20 protein-coding genes are annotated in these 24,345 nt (G+C 39.2%); 10 read left to right on the plus strand and 10 right to left on the minus strand.

What is annotated here, in order from left to right:
* Positions 1 to 61: 61 nt before the first annotated feature.
* The 3 genes from LQ201_RS04755 to LQ201_RS04765 all read left to right on the plus strand — a co-directional run bounded on the left by LQ201_RS04755 (position 62) and on the right by LQ201_RS04765 (position 3,952).
* Complete coding sequence (locus LQ201_RS04755; RefSeq protein ID WP_230145592.1) at positions 62 to 751, plus strand: ABC transporter ATP-binding protein; 690 nt, start codon at positions 62 to 64, stop codon at positions 749 to 751.
* Positions 744 to 3,278 (plus strand): ABC transporter permease, encoded by a 2,535-nt coding sequence (locus tag LQ201_RS04760; protein WP_230145593.1) that lies wholly within the window; start codon positions 744 to 746, stop codon positions 3,276 to 3,278. The genes LQ201_RS04755 and LQ201_RS04760 overlap by 8 nt, the downstream gene beginning before the upstream one ends.
* 137 nt (positions 3,279 to 3,415) lie before the next feature.
* A complete protein-coding gene (locus tag LQ201_RS04765) occupies positions 3,416 to 3,952 on the plus strand; it encodes a lipocalin family protein (protein WP_230145594.1) in 537 nt (178 codons plus the stop codon).
* Between the two features lie 103 nt (positions 3,953 to 4,055).
* On the opposite strand, the gene hxlA is transcribed toward LQ201_RS04765, so the two are convergent.
* Entirely contained in the window at positions 4,056 to 4,688 is a 633-nt protein-coding gene (hxlA, locus tag LQ201_RS04770) for a 3-hexulose-6-phosphate synthase (protein ID WP_230145595.1), read from the minus strand.
* 31 nt (positions 4,689 to 4,719) lie between these two features.
* A complete protein-coding gene (gene hxlB / locus LQ201_RS04775; protein ID WP_230145596.1) occupies positions 4,720 to 5,349 on the minus strand; it encodes a 6-phospho-3-hexuloisomerase in 630 nt (209 codons plus the stop codon).
* A 204-nt stretch (positions 5,350 to 5,553) separates the two neighbouring features.
* Between hxlB and LQ201_RS04780 the strand changes: the two genes are divergently transcribed.
* Positions 5,554 to 6,417 (plus strand): helix-turn-helix domain-containing protein, encoded by an 864-nt coding sequence (locus LQ201_RS04780; RefSeq protein ID WP_230145597.1) that lies wholly within the window; start codon positions 5,554 to 5,556, stop codon positions 6,415 to 6,417.
* Positions 6,418 to 6,436: 19 nt separating this feature from the next.
* On the opposite strand, the gene LQ201_RS04785 is transcribed toward LQ201_RS04780, so the two are convergent.
* The gene (locus tag LQ201_RS04785) at positions 6,437 to 7,417 is read right to left on the minus strand and encodes a hypothetical protein (RefSeq protein WP_230145598.1); all 981 of its coding nucleotides are present in this window, start codon (positions 7,415 to 7,417) and stop codon (positions 6,437 to 6,439) included.
* 191 nt (positions 7,418 to 7,608) lie between these two features.
* Here LQ201_RS04785 and LQ201_RS04790 point away from each other — a divergent pair, with 191 nt between their 5' ends.
* Both LQ201_RS04790 and LQ201_RS04795 read left to right on the plus strand, forming a co-directional pair.
* Positions 7,609 to 7,791: a hypothetical protein gene (locus LQ201_RS04790; RefSeq protein ID WP_029275851.1), complete on the plus strand. Its 183-nt coding sequence runs from the start codon at positions 7,609 to 7,611 to the stop codon at positions 7,789 to 7,791.
* 138 nt (positions 7,792 to 7,929) lie between these two features.
* The gene (locus LQ201_RS04795; RefSeq protein WP_230145599.1) at positions 7,930 to 9,219 is read left to right on the plus strand and encodes a gluconate:H+ symporter; all 1,290 of its coding nucleotides are present in this window, start codon (positions 7,930 to 7,932) and stop codon (positions 9,217 to 9,219) included.
* Between the two features lie 431 nt (positions 9,220 to 9,650).
* Here the strand turns inward: LQ201_RS04795 and LQ201_RS04800 are convergent, their stop codons facing one another.
* From LQ201_RS04800 to LQ201_RS04810, 3 genes are read right to left on the minus strand one after another with little or no spacing between them, the layout of a single operon-like run.
* A complete protein-coding gene (locus tag LQ201_RS04800) occupies positions 9,651 to 12,098 on the minus strand; it encodes a TonB-dependent receptor (RefSeq protein WP_230145600.1) in 2,448 nt (815 codons plus the stop codon).
* Between the two features lie 22 nt (positions 12,099 to 12,120).
* Positions 12,121 to 14,064, minus strand: coding sequence for a M56 family metallopeptidase (locus LQ201_RS04805; protein WP_230145601.1), 1,944 nt, complete (start codon positions 14,062 to 14,064; stop codon positions 12,121 to 12,123).
* Between the two features lie 29 nt (positions 14,065 to 14,093).
* Positions 14,094 to 14,483: a BlaI/MecI/CopY family transcriptional regulator gene (locus tag LQ201_RS04810; protein WP_230145605.1), complete on the minus strand. Its 390-nt coding sequence runs from the start codon at positions 14,481 to 14,483 to the stop codon at positions 14,094 to 14,096.
* A gap of 344 nt (positions 14,484 to 14,827) precedes the next feature.
* Here LQ201_RS04810 and LQ201_RS04815 point away from each other — a divergent pair, with 344 nt between their 5' ends.
* From LQ201_RS04815 to LQ201_RS04825, 3 genes are all read left to right on the plus strand, one after another.
* On the plus strand, positions 14,828 to 15,505 hold the full coding sequence (locus LQ201_RS04815; protein ID WP_230145607.1) for a hypothetical protein: 678 nt from the start codon (positions 14,828 to 14,830) through the stop codon (positions 15,503 to 15,505).
* A gap of 447 nt (positions 15,506 to 15,952) precedes the next feature.
* Positions 15,953 to 17,017, plus strand: a complete 1,065-nt coding sequence (locus LQ201_RS04820; protein WP_230145608.1) for a response regulator — start codon at positions 15,953 to 15,955, stop codon at positions 17,015 to 17,017.
* 461 nt (positions 17,018 to 17,478) lie between these two features.
* Entirely contained in the window at positions 17,479 to 18,105 is a 627-nt protein-coding gene (locus LQ201_RS04825) for a hypothetical protein (protein ID WP_230145610.1), read from the plus strand.
* A 308-nt stretch (positions 18,106 to 18,413) separates the two neighbouring features.
* Here the strand turns inward: LQ201_RS04825 and LQ201_RS04830 are convergent, their stop codons facing one another.
* Entirely contained in the window at positions 18,414 to 19,268 is an 855-nt protein-coding gene (locus LQ201_RS04830) for an NAD(P)-dependent oxidoreductase (RefSeq protein ID WP_230145612.1), read from the minus strand.
* Positions 19,269 to 19,440: 172 nt separating this feature from the next.
* Between LQ201_RS04830 and LQ201_RS04835 the strand changes: the two genes are divergently transcribed.
* A complete protein-coding gene (locus LQ201_RS04835) occupies positions 19,441 to 20,544 on the plus strand; it encodes a DNA alkylation repair protein (RefSeq protein WP_230145614.1) in 1,104 nt (367 codons plus the stop codon).
* Here the strand turns inward: LQ201_RS04835 and LQ201_RS04840 are convergent.
* From LQ201_RS04840 to LQ201_RS04850, 3 genes are all read right to left on the minus strand, one after another.
* Positions 20,533 to 20,991, minus strand: coding sequence for an NUDIX domain-containing protein (locus LQ201_RS04840; RefSeq protein WP_230145615.1), 459 nt, complete (start codon positions 20,989 to 20,991; stop codon positions 20,533 to 20,535). The two genes, LQ201_RS04835 and LQ201_RS04840, sit on opposite strands and share 12 nt — an antisense overlap.
* 422 nt (positions 20,992 to 21,413) lie before the next feature.
* Positions 21,414 to 21,605 (minus strand): hypothetical protein, encoded by a 192-nt coding sequence (locus LQ201_RS04845; RefSeq protein WP_230145617.1) that lies wholly within the window; start codon positions 21,603 to 21,605, stop codon positions 21,414 to 21,416.
* Positions 21,606 to 21,676: 71 nt separating this feature from the next.
* Complete coding sequence (locus tag LQ201_RS04850) at positions 21,677 to 23,761, minus strand: glycoside hydrolase domain-containing protein (RefSeq protein ID WP_230145627.1); 2,085 nt, start codon at positions 23,759 to 23,761, stop codon at positions 21,677 to 21,679.
* Positions 23,762 to 24,345 lie beyond the last annotated feature (584 nt).

A 24,345-nucleotide genomic window follows, 5' to 3' on the forward strand; every position in this document is an offset into this window, starting at 1 on the left:
AACAGGCAGTGCCTGGTTATGTTTGGCCACAATCTATACGCAAACCCTAAAAATTCAGCTATTGGAAAGCATATTGAACATCCGAAATGTAAGCAAAATTTACCAAAGTGCCGGACGGGAACTCACCGTTTTGGATAACATTAATTTTTCGATAGCAGCTGGCTCAACTGTGGCCATAACGGGTCCTTCGGGAAGCGGAAAAACAACCTTACTTGGTTTATGTGCCGGATTGGACAGGGCCAGCAGCGGAACGGTTGAACTGAATGGCATTGCTTTAGAGCAACTGAATGAAGATGAAAGGGCGGCGATCAGAAATCAATATGTGGGTTTCATTTTTCAGAACTTTCAACTGTTGCCCACTTTAACAGCACTCGAAAATGTAATGGTACCTTTAGAATTGAGAGGAGCAAAAAATATCCGTGCACATGCACTAGAACTGCTGGATAAAGTTGGCCTTGCCGACCGTTCGCATCACTATCCAGTACAATTATCAGGTGGCGAGCAACAGCGCGTTTCGCTGGCAAGGGCATTTTCGAACCAACCGGCTATTCTTTTTGCAGATGAACCTACCGGAAATCTTGATGCAGAAACCAGCGAAAAAGTGATCAAATTGCTTTTTGATTTAAATAAAGATGCGGGAACCACATTGATTATCGTAACACATGATCTTGAACTGGCTGCCAGAACGGCAAGGAGCATTAAAATTAAAGGCGGCGTAATCATTTCAGACGAAAACCCTACTTATGCCTAATAGCCTCCCAAAACAATCTATTAAGTTTTCGTGGCTGTTTAAAATGGCCTGGCGCGATAGCAGGAAAAACCGTGCACGTTTATTGCTCTTTATCTCATCCATTGTTTTGGGCATCGCCGCCCTTGTTGCAGTTTATTCATTTAAAGATAACCTTCAAAAAGATATCGATGCACAGGCAAAGGAGCTTACAGGAGCCGATCTGGTTTTAGATAGCCGGAAGGGCGTAAGCAAAGCGATGCAAAAAATGCTCGATACACTTGGCGATGAACGATCGCAGGAGAAAACCTTTGCTTCGATGATCTATTTCCAGAAAGGGGGAGGCAGCCGTTTGGTACAGATGAAAGCCCTTGAAGGGAATTATCCCTACTATGGTACCATAGAAACCATTCCGTTAGCCGCAGCAAAACAGTTTCAATCGGGAAGAAACGCATTGGTAGATCAAACCCTAATGCTGCAGTTTAATGCAAAAGTTGGCGATTCGGTAAAAATAGGCGATCTATATTTCAATATACTGGGCACTTTAACCAAAGCTCCGGGCCAAACCGGTATTGGTGCAAGTATAGCCCCTACGGTTTATATTCCATTACAAATCCTCGATAAAACCAATCTGATTAAAACAGGAAGCAGGATCAACAATAAATTTTATTTCAGGTACAACGATCCATCCAAAATAGATGAATGGGTTAAAAAGCAGGACAGCAAATTAGAAAAAGAAGGTTTCGATGCAGATACGGTTGAATCGAGAAAAGAACAGACCGGAAGATCGTTTAAGGATGTAAACCGTTTTCTGGCTTTATCTGGTTTTATCGCTTTGCTGCTGGGTTGTGTTGGTGTAGGCAGCGCTATCCATGTGTACATTCAGGAAAAGTTAAGTGCGATTGCAACGTTAAGGTGTTTAGGCTTAAAATCACGTCATGCCTTTTTAATCTACCTTATCCAGGTCTTTTTCATCGGCTTAATTGCGGCTGTTTTAGGGGCTGTTCTAGGTACGGGAATACAGTTCTTGCTGCCTTTGGTATTAAAAGATTTTTTACCTGTTGAGATCACTATGCAGGTTTCGTGGCCCGCTGTTGGTCAGGGGCTGTTACTGGGGCTGATCATCTCGATCCTCTTTGCCCTTCCCTCGCTTCTGTCTGTTAGAAGGATTTCGCCATTAAATGCCATCCGGGTATCTTTCGAAAAAGCAACTGGAAAGAGAGATCCGCTAACCTGGTTGGTGTATCTGCTTATGGCGATTTTTATTACGGCTTTTACGAACTTGCAGATGAAAACATGGATACAAACGCTGGCTTTTACCGCAAGTATTGCCATCGCTTTTGTACTGTTGATTATACTGTCTAAACTATTGATGTTCCTGGTAAGAAAACTCTTTCCCAATTCATCCAGTTATTTATGGCGGCAGGGCTTTGCCAACCTTTACCGGCCGAATAACCAAACCCTGATGCTTACCGTTTCTATTGGTTTATCAACCGCATTTATCTGCACCCTATTTTTTGTTCAGGGGATCTTAATGAGCCGCGTTACACTTTCATCAGGCGCCAATCAGCCCAATATGGTGATGTTCGATATCCAGAATACGCAAAAAGAAGGATTGGACAGTTTAACCAAAGCTTTTAAATTACCGCTAATGAACCAGGTGCCTGTAATTACCATGCGCATTGAAGAAATTAATGGAAAGAAAGCCAGTGCAGATACCAATAACAGAAGGGCTTATCGCAACGAAATCAGGGCTACCTATCAGGATACTTTAACCGCAGCAGAGAAAATTACAGCGGGCAAATGGACCGGAAAAATAAAACCCAATGAAACGGTTTATATTTCATTAGACCAGCGTTATGCCCAGCAGATTCATGTTGAGCTGAATGACAAAATTCTTTTTAATGTGCAGGGCATGATGATTCCAACGGTTGTTGGAAGTTTGAGGGAAGTAAACTGGAGCAGGATGCAGACCAATTTCAGGGTTGTTTTTCCGGCAGGGGTATTAGAAGAAGCACCACAGTTTCATGTATTGATGACCAGGATACCATCGGGCGAAGTTTCAGCACGCTTTCAGGGTGAAGTGGTGCAAAAATTTCCAAATGTTTCAGTCATCGATTTAGATCTGGTATTGAAACTCTTAGATGAGCTGTTAAGCAAAATCGGTTTTGTGATTCAGTTTATGACCGGCTTTAGCATGGTTACCGGTTGGATTGTTTTAATATCGTCGGTATTAACCAGTAAAAACCAGCGGATAAAAGAAAGTATTTTGTTGCGGACAATGGGTGCCAGTAGAAAGCAGATTTTAGCAATAAATGCGATTGAATATTTCTTTTTAGGTGCTTTTGCCGCAGGTGCCGGATTGATTTTAGCCATAGGCGGAAGCTGGGCATTAGCTAAATTCACTTTCGATGCAGCCTTTGTGCCTCCATTTGTGCCAACCTTATTGTTGTTTGGCTCAATTGTGTTACTAGTCGTAATTACAGGGGTATTAAGCACCAGGAGTATCCTGAACCAACCACCGTTAAAGATTTTAAGGACAGAAAGTTAGATTATGTTAAGGCTAACCCAATAAATAGACCAACTAAAATAACGTCTTGCAGGTTTTAGGAAAATGCGCTTTTAAATTTGATTCCCCTAAACAAACTATATGATAATAGCTTTGTTCCTTTTCAAAAGAATTTAAAGATGAATAAAAGATATCCGATATTATTCCTGGCTTTAGGCGTTGGTGTTATAGCGATAAACCTAATTTCCTGTGTGTCTATTCCAAAGGGAGCCACTGCTGTTAAGCCATTTAAAAAAGACAAATACCTGGGCAAGTGGTATGAGATTGCACGAATGGATTTTAAGTTCGAAAAAGATCTTAATAATGTAACGGCTACCTATTCACTTAAGGATGACGGCAGTATCAAGGTAGATAACCGCGGTTATAATTATGTTAAAAAGGAATGGAAACAGAGCATTGGTAAAGCAAAATTTGTAAATGAAAGCAACGAAGGAAGATTAAAAGTTTCGTTCTTTGGCCCTTTTTATGCAGGCTATAATGTAATCGAGGTCGACTCAGATTATCAATATGCTTTGGTAGCCGGCAACAACCTAAAATACCTCTGGATTTTATCCAGAAACAAAAGCATTCCGGAAAACATTAAACAGCAATATTTGAGAAAGGCAGAAAGCTTAGGTTATGATACCGCCACTTTGGTTTGGACCAAGCAGGATTAATAGGCATTTTATTCATGCTATTGGCTTAGCCATAACCTAAAGAAGTAAATATAATCTGTTACCATAAACCAAGTACCTATGGTAACAGACTATAACTGAATAGTTATGCAGCATCAATTGCTTCGCGAAGTGCCTTTGCAGCAGCAGCAGGATCTTCAGCGCCATAAATTGCAGCACCTGCAACGGCAACTATAGCACCTGCCTGTATAACTGCAGTAACGTTATCAATATTTACCCCACCAGCAATAGAAACTGGAACTCCAGCGCTTGCGGCTTCATCGATAAGCACCTGAATAGAGTAACCAGCCGTCCACTGCTCATCTAAACCTGCATGTAATTCTACGAATTCAACACCTAATGCAGTAACCTCTTGGGCTCTTTTAACACGGTCAGGATAACCAATAGTGTCAACCACTACGCCTTTTCCATGTGCTTTTGCCGCTTTAACCGCACCGATAATCGTTGCATTTCCTGCAGCCCCCATTACGGTAACCAAATCAGCTCCTGCTTTAAAAGCAATATCAGCTTCCAGTTCACCCGCATCTGCCGTTTTTAAATCTGCAAAAACCAGTTTATCAGGATGTGCAGCTTTCATTGCGGTAATTACTGTAGCGCCCATATTCTTGATCAGCGGAGTGCCCAATTCAATAATATCTACATATGGAGCTACTTTTGCTGCCAAAGCTAAGGCTTCTTCAGTTGTTAATAAATCTATTGCTACTTGTAATTTTGCCATGTTTCTATTTTATCTATAATTAAATTAATTGTTATTCAAGGTTGGCGTGTCTCTTCCATAGTGTTTCTGCAGCTTGTCCGCTCAGTTTCCAAAGTGATTGAAAAACGGCATCATTAAGTAAAAGCAAAAACTGCTCGAACAGGCTTCCTGCATATTGAGTAGATACTTTTGCGCTGTGGTCTTCTTTTTCCGCCGCTGGCACCCATACCACGTGGCTGGCCAGTTTTGCCAGTAACGATCCGGCGTTTGTTGTAATGGCTACCACTTCAGCACCTACCGCTTTCGATTTTTCTGCAGCCCTTACAATCGATCCGGTTGTTCCTGAACCCGAGGCAGCAATTAATAAATCGCCCGCTTCGATAGCCGGACTTGTGGTATCTCCAACATAGTAAACAGTAAGACCAAGATGCATTAAACGCATTGCTGCCGATTGCATGGCGAAACCGGAACGGCCTGCGGCAGTAATAAAAATCCGTTTTGCCCGCTGAATGTGATATACAAAAGGGATTAACTGGTCTAATCCCATCTGTCTGGCCAATCGGGCATTCTCCTCGATAATCTTATCCAGGTTCATTTGCAGATCCCAGGCCAGCTGCTGATTATCAAGGCTATCTATTGCTAACTGGCTGTCGGTAATTGCTATTGGGGCTTTTAAGTCCATTTTATACACGCTGTTTATTGGCCCAAAGGTATGGGCGCCACTTCGCAGTATGGTTATACATTTAGCTACTTATATGGGACAATCAGGAAATATGTTACTACAAAAGTCATCCATTAGCCATATTAAAGACATGGTTTCCGAATAGTCCACCATAATTACCAGTTAATCCAATCGCTAAAAAATTAAGTATTTAACTTTAACATCATGAGTTTATCCTCCGAAGTAACACATCTGGAAAAATCGATTATCTATATCCGCGATCTGAGCAATTGTCCGCCCAGTTATCTTAATGACCCGGGCAGAAAAGAGTTCTTCGAAATCGTTTGGTTAAAAAATGAAGAACCTTTACACGCCTTACAAGAATCAGTATTCGACAGTAAAGGAGACTGGATTTATCTCATCCCTCCCTACCGCGTGCATCAGCTTAACAAAGCCGGTAAAAACGGTGTATTAATCTCCTTTAAAAGATCTGTTCTTGAAGGGGAAGAAAAAGAATTCCTCCTCGATCTGTTTAAGATCTTTAATGTTCAGGGCGAATTTTCCTGTTTAAGGCTAAATCAGGAAACCGCTTCTGAGCTCGGTAATATCTACAAATTAATTGAGGATGAATACCAGAAGGCAGGAAATACTTTTATCATTACCAGGGCACTGCTAAAAGTATTTCTATTAAAACTGATCCAGGTAAAAGAACATGAATTTACCAGCCATGATGTACAGCAAAAAAGAGTCTACGAATTTTTGATGTTACTCGAAAGCAATTATCAGCAGGTTAGGAACACCGATTTCTATGCTGGTAAAATCGGCATTAGTTCTAAAAGATTAAATCAGATTTTAAAAGAAAAACTAAATAAAACAGGAATGCAGATCATCCACGATCGCATCATCCTGGAGGCAAAAAGGAAAATTATCCATAGTGCCCATACCATTAAAGAAATTGCATACGAACTGGGTTTTTCAGACCGACCTTATTTTAGCCGTTTCTTTAAAAAACAGACAGGCCAAACGCCCGAAGCGTTTCAAAAAGAGGCCAGAAACCACATCGAATCAAAATTTAATACTCTGGTTTAAATAATCCTATAGCAAATGCTTATTTCTCATCAACAAAGCCGTAGCTCTTAACTTCTTTTACACCATCAGGCAATTCGGCGAATGCACGGTATAGAATCGCTTTTTTATCTTTGTCTATACCGTTAAAAAGTTTAGCCGCCTCTATTCTTACCTTTTCGTTTTCAGCTTTTAGCGCAACAACATCTGTAAGATCGATACGCGTTACATAAAGTATGCAAGGAAAAATCCCTTCTCCCATGATCTGAGGATAAATCCTGAACACTTTAGGCTTTGTATCAATGTTTTCAAGTGTTAACGGAAATATGTATTTAGCATTTACTTCTTTCATCACCTTCTCTGAAAGGTCATTAATGTCTTTTTCTTTTAGATACTGAAAATATTCGCCCCCCGGCTTTAGACATTGTTGAGCAAGAACAAGATAGTTTGCGGCATCAACCAAATAAGATTTATTATAACTGTCTAACGCTTGTTTATAGTAGTCAGGAGCGATCAATTTTTCTAAACGATACTGTCCAAGATAAAGAATGTTTATTTTCCACTGGTTATTATAATTACCGTAGATGGCAGTAATTAGTAATTCCCCATCGCCAGGCAATAACAACGAAACATACATTTCTTTATTTAGAGCCAGATAATGGATGATATAATCATTATTACCAGCAAGTCCAGAAAAAAGGGTATTACCTACTCCAGTTGTTGAATTTTTGACATGATATTCATCCAAGAGGCTATAGTTTTTCGCAGAGAGAGAAGCACTTGCGTCTTTTACAAGTTTTTCGATATTCCCTTCATCTTTTTCCAGTAGTTTATCAGACATCATTGCTTTTACGGTAGCTGCATCATTACCAGCAATGGCCTTAAATAATTTATTGTTCAATGCACTTAGCTGTGCCCTGGTATTCTGATTTATTTTTTCATTCTTTAAAATCTCTGAAGTACCAGCTTTACAGCCTTGGAACATTAAAAACAGGGTTACAACAAGAAAAGTCTTTCTGATCATTTTATTTGGTTTTACAGCTATTTCAGGAGGTCATCTGTTTTTGATTATAGCTGAAATTGAGCGCTAACAATAAAAAACAACCGCTATTATAAAGTAACAAAAAATATTAGCGAAAGCCAATGGTTTTTGGCACTGACTTAGTTAAGTTTTTCTTTTATACAGTTTTTAGCAATTTATAATACATTTACATTATGATCAGATTAAATAACGATACGCCCAACGATATTCTTCAAGATGTAAAAATTGGCGATATGGTAACCGATACTTTTAGCAAAACCGGCCTTGTAGAAAATATAGAAATTAGCGACGATGGCCTGTACCGGGTTTACGCGTTTCATCTCGTTACCGGAAGAACCATTACTGTTAAAAAGTAAAAAGCGCAAAAAAAATAAAAATTTACCACGACCTTTCCCGATTTTCGGGAGATAAAAAGGATAGACACAGCTAATATTAAATCAGTGTTCATCTGTGGTAAAAGCTATATTTAATCACATTACCTAAGCCCTAACCAAATGTCATTACTTATCCTACTCTTCGGCATCCTGTTGCTTTTCGTGCTGATCTTGAAAAAGATCAACCCAATGATTGCCCTAATTGCTGTGGCAATTATTACAGGTCTTTTATTGGGCATGCCTGCCCCAAAGGTAATGAGCTCCATTGGCAATGGTATAGGCAGCACGCTGGGCAGCATGGTAATGGTTTTGGCACTCGGTGCGATGATGGGCAAATTAATTGAAGATAGCGGATCGGCAAAAAAGATCGTTTTCATATTGATCGGGGCTTTCGGCAAAAAGAACATTCAATGGGCCGTGTTGTTAACCGGTTTATTGGTGGGAATTCCTTTGTTTTACAATGCTGGTTTTGTGGTGTTAATCCCTTTGGTTTTTGCCATTTCTGCCACAACAGGACTATCAAAATTATACATCGGCATCCCGATGGCCACAGCCCTTTCAGTAACACATGGTTTTTTACCGCCCCACCCTGGCCCAGTTGCTTTAGCTGGTATTTTCCACGCCGATATTGGTAAAACATTAATTTACGGTTTAACTTTAAGCCTACCTATTGCCGTTATTGCCGGAATCTATTTCCCACGGTTGATTCTCAAACGCGATCAATCGGTAACTGTTCAAAACTTCAGCATAAACGAAGAAGAAAATCTCCCTTCTGCATCAAGGAGTTTCATTACGGCATTGCTGCCGGTATTCTTAATCATCGCCGGAACCATCGGAAGCAGCTTAAAAATAGATTATATCGGTAAACCGCTGTTTATATTTTTAGCCGATCCTACCGCTGCTTTATTAATTTCGGTTATTATTGCTTTAGCGGTTCAAAAAACCACCATTACAAAAGCAATGGAATCGTGTGCCGAAGGGGTAAAAAGTATCGCCATGATTATCCTCATTATTGCAGCAGGCGGCGCCTTTAAACAGATTTTGATCGATAGTGGTATGGGCGAAACCGTAAAACAGCTTACTGGCGGTTTAAATTTGTCGCCATTATTACTCGCATGGCTAATCACCGCATCGCTTAGGGTAACCCTGGGTTCAGCAACAGTGGCTGCGCTAACCGCTTCGGGTATGGTATTGCCGCTAATTGGCCCCGGGACGCCTCCTGAGTTAATGGTATTATCTGTCGGCGCAGGGAGTTTGATGTTTTCTCACGTAAACGATACAGGTTTCTGGATGTTTAAAGAATACTTTAACCTTAGCCTGAAAGAAACTTTTAGCACCTGGACCATGATGGAAAGCCTGGTTTCGGTTTTAGGGCTTATTGGGGTGTTGGTACTTAATCAGTTTGTGTAAGGGGAAGATAGCGTTGTCAACTTTTAATAGCCATGTCGCTAGTAAGTTGGCAACGCTTATCAAGCGCTTATCCCCCATTCCGCCTTGCTCCAGTCGGGATGACGACCTATCACCTGAATTATTTTTTGGAAAGCAATTGCAGGAGCTTTTAGGGTAAAACAGTCCCGCTCCCGCTTCTGCCAATTGGAAGGAATTGGCATCCCGCTCCGATCGGGTTTAGTGATCTTAAACAGTGCTACTATCCAAGGTAAAATAAACCCGACCGACAGCGTTATTCCGTCCTTCACGGGATTAAGCAAAGGGCGGGACTATCGGAACCGAAGCACCACAGGCGCTGCTTTTCAAAAAATGTAGCACCTACTTGAATGGTTCCTTCACCCATCGTTGTAAGATTGCTTCGTTCCTCGCAATGACGAAATTATCTAAAAACATTAATTCTTTACCCTGTTCTTTTCTGCATCGGCACCAGAAGACTCGTGTTTAGCCGGCGAAGAAAATGCTTTACCAAAACGGTAACTATAACTCACCACAACCGATCTCGAATCCTGACGGTTAACCCAGTTTGCTTCTGTGTTCGCCAGATTATTGATTATACCATTATAAATCCGGGTTCTGAAAATGTCGTTAGCAGTTAATTTCAACGTACTTTTTGCTGAAAGTTTTTTCTGCACCGCTGCACCGAACTCATGTACTTCGGCCAATAAAAACTGTACATTAGATAGTTTACTCTGGTAACGCATATTTACCTCTGCATTCCAGGTTGGACTGATTTTGAACTGCAAATTCGGATTTGCCCTTAAATAACTTCCATTGGTAACCAAAAAACCTGTGTAGAAATCTGTTTTTGAAACTATTTTTGCATACTCAACATAAGCATTCAGCTTAACCCATTTGGTGATATCGATCTCTGCATTTACCGAAACATTGGCCACTCTTGTTTTGCCCACATTTGCTGGTCTGCTGTAATAGGTGCCATTTAAAATTTCGATGGTTTCGTTCACCTCATCTCTCACCCAGCTGTAACCAAATGTTGTGGTAATCTTACTTTTATAAGTATGAGAAAGTTCGATACTTTGGGTAAATGAAGGCTTTAAAAAAGGATTGCCAACATAATAGGTAAACTTATCCAAAGGAGAAAAGAATGGATTAAGATCCTGATAATATGGCCGATCGATCCTTCTTCCATAATTAAGTCCCAGTTGATTGTTACCGGCAGTATCGAGTTTATAGGAGAAATAAAGCGTTGGAAATAAACTGTTATAGGTTCTTTTAAAACTCGAATCAGGTTTAATTAGATTGCCCAACTGATGCCCGTTAGAAACCGTGTTTTCATACCTCAAGCCAGCCTGAAGCGAAAACCGCTTTCCTTCCCTGCTCATATTTAGGTAAACCGCATTGATGTTTTCTTCATATAAAAAGTGATTGCTCTTTTCATAATCGGCATTGGTTTTCCCGTTTGCCGTATTAAAGTAATCGGCAATGTTATCGGTTTTGGTATAAGCGGTTTTAACACCCGCATCAAGCTTCCACTTATTTTCCAGTGGATGTGAATAATCTGCTTTTGCGGTATAGATATCAATATTTGAAGGCAGGTTACCTGTTAAAATATCCTGGTATTTTAAGGCTCCACTGGGCAGGTAACTGAAATTGTAATAGGTTTGATCGGTTTGATTCCGGTAAAGCAGATAATCGGCATCAAAAGTCAATTCTCGTCCTACCTGCTTAAATTTGTGCCTGTAATTTAAATTTACACCGGCATTCTGGTATTTGATCTGGTCGATATTTTCAGCCCTGATGACCGAATCTAACTGCATCGAAGCATTAGACAGATTACTGGTATTGTTGTTTACCTGTTTCGAAATCCTGTTCATTCCGGTAAGTACCACGCCCCAGGTTGTGCGGTCTGATGCGTAATAATCTAGCCCTGTTTTTAAATTAAAAGTATTGCCGTGCCTGCGGAAATAAGAATTCTGATTAAAGTAGGATTTGGCACTACCATCGTCATTTTTATATTTCCGGTTCAGATCAAGATCGGTAAAACTGTTATTTAAATTATAACTCAGGTTTCCGAAAACATTGATTTTATCCTTGCGGTAATTAAAGTTGAAACTGTTGTTCGAACGACTTAATTCGCCTTGATTTAAACTCAGGTTAATCCCTCCATTAAACCCAGCGATTTTTGTTTTCTTGGTTTTGATATTGATTACCCCTCCATTTCCCGCAGCGTCATATTTAGCAGGTGGATTGGTCATCAGCTCAATCTGGTCAAGCGAAGAAGAAGGAAGCGAACGCAGGTAATTATCGAGATCGGCGCCCGATAAATAGGTTGGTTTATCATCAATGAAAATAGCCACTCCACTCTTGCCTTTGAGCGAGATTACCCCATTCTGATCTACATTTACCCCAGGCGATTTACTCAGCACATCCAGTGCGGTTGTGCCTGCATTGGAGATCAAAGCATCAACATTAACCACCGTACGGTCTATCTTTCGTTCTACAAAAGCCTTTTGCCCCGAAATATTTACCTCTTTTAAATTGGTTGCTCCAGCCTTGATCTTGATGTCGGCCAAATTGATCACAGCGTGATCGGCAGTTAAAACCAAGGTATCGGTTTGATAAATAGGCGAACCTACAACCGATACCTTGATGAGGTATTTTCCATAACCGAATTTATCAAAACTAAACAGTCCATCTTTTTCGGTGAAGGTTGTTTTAACCAACACCGAATCTTTAAGTAGTGCAGCTGTGGCAAATTCTATATTTTTTCCATCGGCATCCAATACGCGACCATAAATTCTGGATTGAGGAGTTTGGGCTTGAGCAAAGGTAAGGGCAATATTCATCCATACGGCTAAAAAAGCCATGAGCTTAAATTTCATGATGTGAATTGGATTAGCGCTTTTAGAACTTAGTTTTATTGTTTTCGATCAGGAAATTATACATCAGCGAATGATTTTCATTTTTCAAAAATCTTTGCTTGTATTTTTTCTGCACATCAGCATTTTGTTTTACGCCATTTACAATTAAATCGTCTTTATTAAGTTTGTACGACAATTTATTGGTGCTGGTAATGATGCCGTCTTTCATCAATTGCTGATTGATTTCGTTGGTATAATCGTGACCATCTCCGTCGGTTACGGTTTTCGAGGTAACCGTACGCTGTACGCCTGTTCTGGTACTAGTTTTTGGGTTATACATAGGAGGCGTTGGAGGCGTAGGTGGAGCTGGTGGGTTGGTTGGAGCTGACGGAACTGGAGGCAACGGTGGTGCCGGCGGTACAGCATACGCAGCACGGGGCGTTCTTGGTGCCCTAGGTGGGCGCGGCGGACGTGGCGCTCTTGGTACACGGTTTCCTCTACCCTCTTTATCATCCTGGGTCCATTTAGCGTCTTCCTTTGCCCATTTATCAACCTCTTTTGTCCACTTGGCATCTTCTTTTGCCCATTTGGCGTCTTCCTTGGCTAATTTAGCATCTTCTTTTGCCAGTTTCTCGTCTGCAATACGGCGTTTTTCATCGGCTATTCTTGCTTTGGCATCTTCTTTCCGCATTCGTTCATCCACTATTGCCTTTCCAGCATCGTCTTTTCTGGCTTGCTGATCGGCAATTCTTGCATTTACATCTTCATCCGTTTCGCTGTTTTTGCGTTTTTCGTTTAACTGTTTCAATTGACGATCCATTTTCGAATTGATTTCCTTTTCCAATTGATCGGCAGATTTCCCTTCAACAGGTTTAGCTTTTTTAGCGGTATCCTGTAAAACTTGTATTGAAGTGGATATTTTATTTCTGGTAACTGTTTTTGCATTGCCCACGCTCTTGAACGCAGCGCTACAAACCACAACCGATACCAAGGCGATGGTTAATATTGTCTTTTCCATTTTGTTTAAAGTTGAATTGGTGTTGAATAACATCCTGCTTGCTCTATGCAGCAGGCTACCTTTCTTACCCGTTATCGCCATGGCATAAGCAGGTGCACGCTGCTTAAACTCTTGACAGAATATGAGGGCCTGAACGTAGTTTTTGCGATCGCTTACACAGACAATGGCCAAATCATCACAGCAATGCTCGCGTTCTGTTTTTATTAATTGTGATACCCAAAGTACCGCTGGGTTAAAGAAGAAAACGATTTCGATAAAACTTTGCAATAGGTTTACCAGGTAATCTTTGCGCTTAATGTGCGCCAGTTCGTGAGAAAGAATAGCCTCAACTTCTGCATTTGACAGGCCGTTAAGCAAACCTAGTGGAATCAGAATTAAGGGTTTAAAATGCCCCACAACCATTGGCGCCTGCGCAATACCCGATTGCATGATTTTAACCGATTGACTTAGACCTAATTTTTGGGCCAGTATAGCTAACTTTTCATCCCACTGTTTACCTGCAGCATAGGTTTTATGTTTACGCAAATGATATACACCATTTAAACCCACCACTAACTGAACACTCTTCCCACATATAATTAAAAACCAGATCAATACAATCTGATAAGCATATGCATTCCATAAAGAAAGCATTTTGTTCAGTCCCGAATACATATCTTGCTGAACGTTTGCAATTACAGGTTGATCGGTAGCCCCGCTTGGGAGATTAATTACAACCTGCTCAGCTGTAGAACCTATAGGCTTTCGCAGTTCTTTGTAAAAGCTGAAGAATATGGCCACAACAAACAAGGCCAAACATATGGTGAGGAGGTTATAGCGCATTGCCGCGCTAGCTTTTCGGGTAGTAAACATAACCAAACCAGCAAGCAAGGCCAATATTACACCAAGCCATAGCGAGTGGAATAAAGTAGCGCCAAGGGCATGAAGCCAGTTTTCGGGCAAAAGGTTAATTAACTTAAATTCCATCATTGTGGTTCTTTAGAATCTGTTATTATTAATTATTCCATGCTATCCAATAGCCGCTTTATCTCTTCTATTTCCTGTTTAGAGGTTTTTTCGTTACCCAGAAGCTGCATCATTAACTGTGAGGCAGATCCTCTATATAAGGTATTAACAAAACGGTCTAACAACTGTACTTTGGTTTTCTCTTCAGCCTCAACAGGAATATAAATGTGCTTCATTTGGCTTTCATCACGTTTTAATATTCCTTTTTCGGTTAAGATCTGCATCTGCTTTAAAGTTGAGGTATAATTCACCTCCCGTTGTTCGTTCAATTTATCGTTTACAAACCGAACTGTAGAAGGCCCGAATTCCCATAATACCTGAAGAATTTCTAATTCAGCTTTAGTAGGTTCAGGCAGATTATTTTCAGTTTGATTACTTTTCATATTCTAAAGGTACGATGTTTTTCGTACGATACAAATATTAGATTAATTATTTTTCAATAAAACAATTAAAGTACTGATTTCTAATGAATTAAAAACTATTTATTATTTAAAGTCTCAACAAGTAGGTATTGCATCTTTAGAATCAGGCAATTTTTTATTAATCCAACCAGACCTAAAAAGTTGAAACAAGCCAGGAACAGAAGGTACTTTGACAACAATCATTAATCGCATTAACTCTTATCAATGCACATAAGGTAACGCTTAAGCAAATTTGGGGATCAAAATCTATCCTATGTCGCGCATTTTTGTTTTATGGTTACATTTTATCGCTTATAATAATTAAGATGGCAGATAAAGGAAATACCCTTCATATACTGTTTATCAAATATTTGATATTAACAGTAGTTTACCTCGTGCTGCTGGCCATTTTTGGTGAATATTATTTTTTTACCAAGTTTAATGTCGAAATCCTAAACCTTGATGGCCTTGCCGACCTTTTATTATCACAAAGAGGGTTTTCATATTGGGAAAAATGCGCTTTTTTAATCTTTATACCATTTATCATTACCATAGGTTTTATCATTCACTACTGGATTTACGATACAACCAACCAGCTATTTACCAGAAATTTTGCCTTCCTGATCGGCATATTGCCATTTACGTTTTTACCATTCCTCATCAGCTTTCAGGATACTAAGCTTTTATTGGTGCTGCTTGGCATCGTCCTTTTTCTTTTATTGTTGTTATGGATTATTCTTTTCCATGTTAGGATGTTTCAGTTCGGCTATCTATCATTTCATTTGTTCATCACCTGCTGCCTGATCACAACCTTTGTTGTACTTGCAAGGATCGATCTGGAAGCCCAGAATTGTTTAAACAACAAAAAAAACACAAACATCCTTAAAAACTTAAACACATCATCGGTTGATAACAGTATTATTTTCATTGGCAATACAACATCTTTTGAGTTTTATTACTCACGTACTCAGCAAAGAAGTATTATCCTCCCTAAAACAAACTAAAAAACGGTTATTTAGGCTAATTTTTAGTACTAAGCAGACTTTTTAATTGGTTGTTTTTACCATCTTGACTACAATCAAAAATATAATTGATAATTATCAACCTGTTTATCCGTCAGAATAACGATTTTTATTGGATATTTGTCTATTAATCCCTATAAAAACCTAATAAATGCCTTCTCTAAAAATGCTTATTAAAAAACTGCATCATTTTTTTAATAAAGCCTACAGTATTATCTTCACTTCCGTCAAGATAATTTTTCCACCCAGCGACTTAAGTTTTTTGCTCCCCCTATTATTTCCAATTGTCTATCTTCTTTTCTCGCAGACCTTAATTTAGTCTATCGAAAAGCTTTAATAACGTAACAACAAGGTCCGGAAATCAGGTTTAACACCTGTTTTGCCAATCTAAAGGAAACTATAGCCTTCAGGATTAAACATAAAATTTAAATGGAGGGATCTAAAATCTTGATTATACTTGAGGATTTCGATCTAAGGATAAAAATCACCGAAATACTAACAATCGGAAAATACAATGTAAAATCAACAAATAGCGGTAAGCAAGCAATCGACATTCTCAGAAAAAGTCCGGTAGATGTAATTATTTCGGAGGTAAATGTAGCTGAAATGGACGGAATCGGGGTATTGCGTGTTGTTAATAAATTTATGGAAACTGCAAGCATCAGTTTTATTATGATATTGAACAATCAGGATTATGACCTTGCCCGCAGAGTGATGGAATTGGGCGCTGATGGCTACCTGATGGCCCCTTTTGATGATGGCGAGCTGCTTAATCATGTAGAGGTAAAGCTCAGAAAAAAAAGGCTTCAACATGAATTATTTTTAAAAAGGCATACTCAATTAAAGAATATCCACAAAAGCGGCGATGAGTTATCCTGGTTAAGATCAAGGTTCGAAGGTTGTTTACCCAGATCTTTAAAAAAAAACCAGGTTCTTTATCATAAGGGAGAGAGACGATCGCTCGGATTACATTACATTTTATCAGGAAAGATAAAAACCTATGTAGCTGATTCCGCCGGCAACATATTTATCACTGGCATTTATGGCCCGCATGAATATTTCGGACTTCAGAGTGCGCTATTGGGCACTGAAAATAAGGAAATTGCAGAAGCCATCGATAGTGTTGAAATACTGACCATCCCTTATACCGATCTCCAGAATTTAATTACAGACTATCCAGACATGTTCAACTTTTTTGCTAAAGCGCTTGCTCATGGCTTGAACAACCGTGATGAAAAGCTACTGAACATCGCCTATTACTCTGTAAGGAAGAGGATAGCAAAAGCAATTATTGAACTGACTAAACTAAACCATGAGTCTGCAGAGAATCATAGATTTATACTCCCCAGATATGATCTGGCATGCTTCATAGGCATTGCAACCGAAACACTGAGTAGGGTGCTTGGAGATTTCACAAGAGAGGGGCTAATTGAAAAAGACGGTAATAATATTATTATACTGGATATGAACGCTTTGAAAACGATGAAAAATTAGCATATGCTTACTGAAATATCCACTTAAAAACTTATCGCTTAGCTCACATTGCTACCTAGTTTTAGCGATGAGTAAGATCAAGATAAGTCTTGATCAAAATCAGAGGAAAATTAATTTTTAATGCAGAATTTAGTTGTAGCCGATCTTAAGTAAGATTAGCACAATACCCAAAAAACGATCGCCGCACAAAAATACTAAATCGATTTATCGATAGGCGAAGATGCTCCAAAGTTGATGCTTCGGGTAGAGGAATGAGTTTCGGCTGGTCTTACCCATAGCACCTTGCAGTGCCGTTGAAACCTATGAAAGAGAAAGAGCCGATGATTGATAACTGACAAGAAATTATGCCCTTTTAATTCGGGTGGGGATCTGAGCCTTTGAGCATGACCGGTTTGTAGATGCGATTTACCAAAAAAAAAAAAAAAATCAATATGTTAATCACGAAACTTAATTAAATCAACATGGAAGTAGGCTACATCAAATATTTTTTAAAGGTATTTCTTTCGTTGTTAGATCGGAAGAAAGATAGAGCAGCTATTCGCTTTATGTACAGACATACAGCCTTTTTCAGGATTCACAAAGGAAAAACGCTTTTTAAGCCAAACAGTTCAGTTGCTAACAATAGCATTATAATTGTAGCAGATGGCCTGGTTAATGGCTATTTAGTGAATGAAGAGGCCGGGCAGGCCAATATATGGTTGGGCACGAAAGGTAGCGTATATATCCCGAATGGTTTTAAACAAGCAGATGATAACTTTAATCTTTTTGCCATAAAGGATACTATCGTTTTTTTGATAGACCAAACCGAGCTGGAGGATGGCTGCGAATGGTACCCTGTTCTTGACTCATTATTTAATACTTATCTTCTCAAAACTGCGATATCTGATGTAAACAATAGAAACATCTTATTTAGACTGCAGAATACTGAAAACAGAATATCGCTATTTAAACGTATTTATCCTGGACTATTTGACCAGATCCCTACTGACCTGCTTCTCTCCTATCTTGATATTGATTTAAGCTTAACACCTAAGCAAAACTTGCAAATTAATAGTGTATATAACAAGGATATACTTACTAATTTCTAAGATCACATATTAAAAAGAGCAATTCTCTGTTAGGCAAACGCAAAAAAAAATGCTGTTGAATAATGCAGGATATAAACTGCATCTATTCAACAGCAGGTCTAACGAAAATTAATCATCAAAAATAATATCTCCTGATGGTTTAATTGTACTGGCAATTATTTTATGCAGCACTTTTGGCGGTCTAAAAATAACGACTTACCCCGTTTCATATGGTATACATGAAACTTTGTAATATCCCATAAATAAATAACCATAGGAAAAGCCAAAATCTCCTATGGTTATCAACTTTAGTATTAAAAGGGATGCTTTTATCCCTTAAGCTGTTTAATTACTGCAATAATATCCTCTTCTCCATATTTTGCAGCCGCATCTTCGAAAGTATTTAGCGCTGTTTTAGCCAATGGTGATGAAATTCCTTCGGTTTTAGCCAGGTTCAGATCTTTTACAATATGTTTAAGTGCAAAAGCAGCTTTGTAATGATCAGCAATAATGGCATCACCTTTAATTTTGGTAAAAATATTACCAATGGCTGCATTATTGATCAATTCTAATAAGTCTTCTGTTTTAATCCCTTGTTCATTCGCAAACAAAACGGTTTCGGCCAGGCCCTGTGCATATAAGGCCAAAAGCGAATTGATGGCCAGCTTTGCGCTATTACCCGCACCATTTTCGCCAACAAGTTTGGCAAGTTTGCCCATTTTTTCCAGAATCGGTTTTACCTGATTAAAAGCAGCTTCTTCACCGCCAACCATGATAACCAACTGACCGGTTTCTGCCTGCTTTACACTCCCTGAAACCGGTGCATCCAAATAAAAGTTTCGTTTTGCCTTACACTGTGTGGCCATTTCTTTTGAAATAGAAGGAGAAACCGTGCTCATATTGATGATGATCTTACCCGATGTTTCTATACTAAAAAGGCCTTCTTCTCCCTTAAAAATCTGTTCTATCGCGGCATCATCAGAAACCATAACGATTACCACATCAGTAGCTGCAATCAGCGCTTTAGGTGTTTCGGCTATTGATGCGCCAATCTCTTTCAACGAAGCTTCTTTATCCTTGCTCCTGTTATAGACAGTAACTGTATAACCTGCTTTTATCAATTGCCCTGCCATCGGGATCCCCATATTCCCTAACCCGATCCAACCTATTTTTGTTGTATTCATTTTGTTATTTTTATAATAGCAAATGTGCCAAAGAAAAAGCTGAAATCCTTAAACCCCATGTAAAAATGATACGATGAAGTAATTATTTGAATGAGTCGCCTTAATATACTAATATTTTTAGTAAATTAGCACCACATTAAAATAATCTCCCACTTTGTAATTACCATACCATATGGCCAGCCCGCTTAAAGATTTATATTCTCCAGCCTTTTACGATAGATTAGCCCATGCATTAACGGTTACTGTTCCAGGTTTCGACAAAGGAAAATTTATTAAAAAGGTTTTTACTGCTGACTTCAAATCAAAAGAATTAAAAGAGCGGATGAAACATACCTCGAAGGTATTACATGATTTTTTACCCGAAGATTATCCTCAAACGATAGCGTTGATTAAAAAAACTATCGCACAATTAAGGCTTCAGGGTATTGGAGAAGATAGCTTGGCTTATATGTTTTTACCTGACTATATCGAAACCTATGGTATAGATGATTTCGAAGCTTCGGTTGAGGCACTCGAATTTGTTACGCAGTTTGTAAGCTGCGAATTTGCCGTTCGTCCTTTCATTTTAAAATACGGAAACGAGATGATTTTAAAAATGAAAAAATGGTCGCTGCACGAAAGCCATAAAGTAAGAAGGCTCGCCAGTGAAGGCAGCAGACCACGCCTACCCTGGGCCATGGGTATTCCCTTTCTGAAAAAAGACCCGACATCCATTTTACCCATACTGGAAAACCTTAAAACAGATCCATCAGAATACGTAAGGCGGAGCGTTGCCAATAGTTTGAACGATATTGCAAAAGATCATCCCCATATTGTTTTAAATATTGCTAAAAATTGGTCGGGTTTGGGTGCCGAAACAGATGCCATTATTAAACATGGCAGCCGTACATTACTTAAACAAGGCCATGCAGATATCCTTAAACATTATGGCTTAGATGATGCAGGGATTTTATTAAAAGATTTCAAAATCTCGACGCCCAAGATCAAAATTGGCGAAAGTCTGGAGTTTTCATTTTCTATTCTGAACGAAAATCGGACTGAACAAAAGGTTAGATTGGAATATGCCATTTACTATAAAAAGCAAAACGGCCAGAACACAAAAAAAGTGTATAAAATTTCGGAGCGGACTTATCCTGCAGGTGCAGCAGTAAACATTATCCGCAAGCAAAAATTCGTACTGATTACGACACGTAAATTTCATCTGGGCGGTCACCAGGTTTCGATGATCATTAACGGTGCCGAGAAGGAAATTTCACACTTTGAATTAACGGCTTAGTTTGGATTTTAATTCATCAAGCAAAGCGACCTGCTTTTCGTTGATGTGTTTTACGGCATTATTGTAGGCAAACCATTCGGCTTTGTCTATTTCAGCGAAACTTTTCTTTTTGCCCGATCGCGGCGGCCATTCAATTTCGAAAGTATTGCTAACAATTGTAGAAGGATCAAGATCTCCTTCCACAGCCCAGCACAATACTTTTTTACCTCCCTTTTGTACAACAGGACTTAATTCAATGAAATCGCCAGTTAAACTTTTACCTGTTTCCTCTTTAAATTCGCGGATAGCAGCCTTTAACGGCTCTTCACCTTCATCTAATTCCCCTTTCGGCACTGTCCAAAAGCCTAAATCTTTTTTGGCAAAGAACGGCCCGCCCGGATGAACCAGAAAAAATTCTACCTGCTGATCTTTTCTTCTGAAGAGCAATATTCCGGCACTCTGTTTCATAAGGGCAAGGTAGGGATTTGGAATTGAAAAGGAATTGAGTTTGTCTTAACATCTTTCGGCAAAGATCCTGAAACAAGTTCAGGATGACGATAGTTTATTAGAATTCACCATGTCTGATCCCGCGTTACGTCATGCTGAACTCGTTTCAGCATCTTCAATAGCCTCTGAAAATAAATGCAGGTTATAGCTCGTCAGTTTAGCTTTACAGGAAAGCTTTAAAAAATGTTTTTAATCGAACTGAGGCATATAACATGGAGAGAAACAAAGTGATCTTTTAAACTCTTTTTATTTCTCATCTCCCTGCCCCCTTCAAAGGGGGACAACAACACTCAAGAAAATCTTTTTAATGAAAAAAGCAGTTAAGCTTTTACACTTAACCGCTTTTATATAATCTGGTATGATGAGATTTAATTGGAGGCGTTTTACAACAACCCGTACAAACCATGAGCGTAATTCCTTAATGAAGAGGATACCGTCTTCATCTTATCCGGAGATGGGCCTTTTACTTTATACGCTTCTGGATGAAGTTCTAAAGGTTGTTCGTTAATTTGTTCTGATGTGTTTCTATTGCTTAATGTAGCATGCTGTTCTTCGCTTAATTTTAAAGGTGCCATGATCTTGAAATTTATACTAGAACAACAGGATTATCTGGAATAAGTTTGCAGTTTTTTGTAAATTTTTAAAATTATTGCTCAAGACTCGAAATCCAGTTTTCGGTATCCGAAATTTTAACCGGTACGGCAGAAGCAACGATTTTTAGTACCCCTCCTGCATTGATATCGGCTTGCGTGATAACGTTCTTTTTGAAAGGTTTTCCGTTAAGAAAAACGGCCTTGATATATTTGTTTTTAAAGCTGAAATTTTCCGTTTCGATGGTAAATGTTTTTCCTTTTGGCAGGTTATAGCTTAGCGATGGAAATAAAGGCACATTTAAATAATAAATCGGCCAGCCTACACAGGCAGGAGAAAAACCACTTGCCGCAAACACATACCAGGCACTCATTGCACCGGCATCATCGTCCATCGTACGCAGATAGGCATGTGGCTGGTTTCTGTAAATTTTACCGATATAACTACCGATTCCGCGGCTGTTATCGTTAAAATAATTCTGGATTACCGTATCAGCTGCCAATTGATGCATCCAATATTGCGATTTATAACCAGACTTGGTAACATTATACATCAATGGTACCTGCAAATCTGGTTCATTGGCATGGTTGTATAAATCACGCGCAAAAAATTCGTCGAGTTTTGCCAGATAAGATTCCTCTCCCCCGTCCAGTTCAATCAATCCTTTAAAATCATAAGGCACAAACCATCGATATTGCCAAATGGTACCTTGGTATAAACCACGGGCCTGCATGCGGTCGACATCATTTTTGGTCATATCTTTAAAATCTTTATTCCAATATTTCTTGTATTCAAGTGCTTTATTGAGATAAAAATCAGATTTTTCTTTATTCTTTAAAATCTTAAAGATTTCTGCCAATGCCCAGTTATCGTAACTCGATTCCAGTGCTTTATCCGGAGATTTATAATCCAGGCCATCTACCTCTTTCACTAACGAATCGGCAATCTTGTTAAAATCTACCGGATAACCCTTGCGGTAGGCATCAAGCAAAACCACAATGGCATGTTCAGAACGCACAGTATTTGATGGCTCATTTAGCCCGGCATAATCTTTTTTGCCCGAGTTATAGAGATCAGCGATAGAATTAACCATTCCAGCATACCTGTCTTGTTCAATTAGCGAAAGCAAAGGTAACTGCGTACGGTAATTGTCCCAAATGGCCCAGCCATTGTAGCGGATTTCTTTATCTTTCTGAATTTCCCCTTTTGTATTGCGATATGTTCCATCAGTTTCAGAAATTACATAAGGCGATTGCATGGTGCGGTATAAAAGCGAATAAAATAGTTTTGCACTTTCCAGATCGCCATTTACGGCAATTTTAGAAAGGTTTGTATTCCAATCGGCTTTGCTTTGTTCTTTTATAGTATTGAAAGGATTTTTATTGACAGAAGCTTTTGCGGCTTCGACACTTACCGACGAAAGTGCAATATTGATTCCAACTGAAGTTAATTCTCCTTTAAGCATGGCAATCATTTTATGATCGTCGATTACTTTCCACGATACATTATCGCCGATTTTCATGTAATAAAACAGCTTGTATTTACCTGCTCCACAAGTTGTTTTCGAGGTAATCCATCCGCTTAGGGCATTACCGTTTACCTCGTGCGATTCGGCTACAAAAGCACCATTAAAAGCATAACCTAAATCGAGATAAAAACCTTTGGCCCCTTTCGGAAATTGGTAGGCATGCTTCCCGGCTTTGCTCAATACGGTAAAACTGGCTTTAATTTTATTTTCGAAACCTACTTCATAGTAACCCGGACTTGCTTTTTCAGCAATCTTGATCAGTTCTGACTTCGCCGGATCACTGCCTAAAAATGGTTTGATGAAAATATTACCACCTGACCCCTGACAGCCTACTCCTTCGAAACGGTTGTGGGTAAAGCCTTCAAATTTCTTGGCCAGGTACTCGTAACCGGTATGTGTTTTAGGATAAGTTTGAGGGCCAATACTCAACATGCTAAAAGGGGCCGATGCAGCTGGCGACATCTGCCCATGATCTGCTGAAGATCCTAAAAAAACGTTCACCTGGTCGACAGGCTTTGCTGTTTTAACAGAAAAAAGCTGCGTTTTTTGTTGAGCTAAAACGTTTAACGAAAGAAACGGCAATAAAGCCAGTAGTTTAATGGAAAGCTTCATTATTTGTGTTTGTTTTTAAATCGCCCTAAAATAGTATTTTAACATGAAGTAGGTATTATGTTTTAGGTTCTTTACAAAAGGGCCTTCTCTAATCGTCACCCTGAATTTATTTTATTAGCAGTTTTTATTGTTTTAAAGGTCTAATAGCTACTTCGTGGTCAGGGTCTTTATAATTATTTATGGATGCTGATCCGGACATCACGACAGCATAACCACAGATAAACACGGATTTTTATATCTGTGTGCATCCTTTCCATCTTTGGTTAAATATTTGCTTGCGCCGAATAGCTTCACTTAATGACAATGACCGGGGCTATTGAGGGAAGCAGCATTTCATTTGTTGGATTGCAGGGTGCACAAACCCTTGTCCTTAAACCCGACAGCAGCGGCAGCTCCCGATTCTTCATCGGGACTATAGCGAATGGCGGGGCTGAAAACCTCAAAGAACCACAAGCCGCTCATTTTCTCTAATAAGAATATCTTTTATTTCGGTCGGTGAGACACCAACCGATAGGATAAATCCTAAGCTATTAAGACGGGATTGCAAATCCCAACTAACATTAGAAAAAGCTTTAACAAAATAT

The organism is Pedobacter sp. Bi126, from assembly GCF_918698245.1.
Classification (GTDB): Bacteria; Bacteroidota; Bacteroidia; order Sphingobacteriales; family Sphingobacteriaceae; genus Pedobacter.